This is a genomic window from Kitasatospora sp. NPDC032150 (assembly GCF_055579945.1).
Genome location: NZ_JBVIMH010000114.1, coordinates 1 through 1,313 on the forward strand (window position 1 = coordinate 1; position 1,313 = coordinate 1,313).

The following is a 1,313-nucleotide window of genomic DNA, read 5'->3' on the forward strand; positions in this document are numbered from 1 at the left end:
CGGATGGTGACCGCATTGTCCTCGAGGGTGTCGAAGTCGACGGTGACGCAGAACGGCGTGCCGATCTCGTCCTGGCGGCGGTAGCGCTTGCCGATGGCGCCGGCGTCGTCGAACTCGACGTTCCAGGCCGTCCGCAGGTCGGCGGCCAGGCCGCGCGCCTTCGGCGAGAGGTCCGCGTTGCGCGACAGCGGCAGGACCGCGACCTTGACCGGAGCCAGGCGCGGGTCGAGCCGCATGCCGACACGCTTCTCCATCTTGCCCTTGGCGTTGGGCGCCTCGTCCTCGAAGTAGGCGTCCAGCAGGAAGGCCAGCATGGCGCGGTTCAGACCGGCCGCGGGCTCGATGACGTACGGGAAGTAGCGCTCGCCGGACTCCTGGTCGAAGTACTTCAGGTCCTGGCCGGAGTGCTCGCTGTGCACGGCGAGGTCGTAGTCGGTGCGGTTGGCGATGCCCTCCAACTCGGAGAACTCGCTGCCGCCGAAGTTGAAGCGGTACTCGATGTCCACCGTGCGCTTGGCGTAGTGGGAGAGCTTCTCCTTCGGGTGCTCGAAGTAGCGCATGTTCTCGGTGCGCAGCCCCAGGTCCACGTACCAGTTCCAGCGCTGCTCAAGCCAGTACTCGTGCCACTTCTCGTCCTCGCCCGGCTTGACGAAGAACTCCATCTCCATCTGCTCGAACTCACGGGTGCGGAAGATGAAGTTGCCGGGGGTGATCTCGTTGCGGAAGCTCTTGCCGACCTGGGCGATACCGAACGGCGGCTTCTTGCGCGAAGTGGTCTGCACCGCCTTGAAGTTGGTGAAGATGCCCTGCGCGGTCTCCGGACGCAGGTAGGCCAGGCCGCTCGCATCCTCGGTGACACCGAGGTGCGTCTTCAGCATGCCCGAGAACTCCTTGGGCTCCGTGAAGGCGCCCTTGTTGCCGCAGTTCGGGCAGTTGATGTCGGCGAGGCCGTTCGCCGGCAGCTTGCCGTGCTTGGCCTCGTACGCCTCCTCCAGGTGGTCCGCACGGAACCGCTTGTGGCAGGAGAGGCACTCGGTCAGCGGGTCATTGAAGGTGGCGACGTGGCCGGAAGCCTCCCAGACCTCGCGGGCCAGGATCACCGACGAGTCGAGTCCGACGACGTCCTCCCGAGCGGTGACCATCGCACGCCACCACTGGCGCTTGATGTTCTCCTTGAGCTCGACGCCCAGCGGCCCGTAGTCCCAGGCGGCACGGGTACCGCCGTAGATCTCGCTGCAGGGGTAGACGAAGCCACGGCGCTTGCTCAGGCTGACAATCGTGTCGATCTTGTCGGCGGCCACAGTGCTCTCTTC

Annotated in this window: 1 protein-coding gene; it reads right to left on the reverse strand. The window is 66.0% G+C overall.

Annotation, left to right across the window (positions count from 1 at the left end; translation table 11 throughout):
• Positions 1 to 1,301 (reverse strand): glycine--tRNA ligase (locus ACZ5ON_RS36070; RefSeq protein WP_465601850.1); only part of this gene is annotated, 1,301 nt, incomplete at its 3' end.
• Between the last annotated feature and the right edge of the window lie 12 nt (positions 1,302 to 1,313).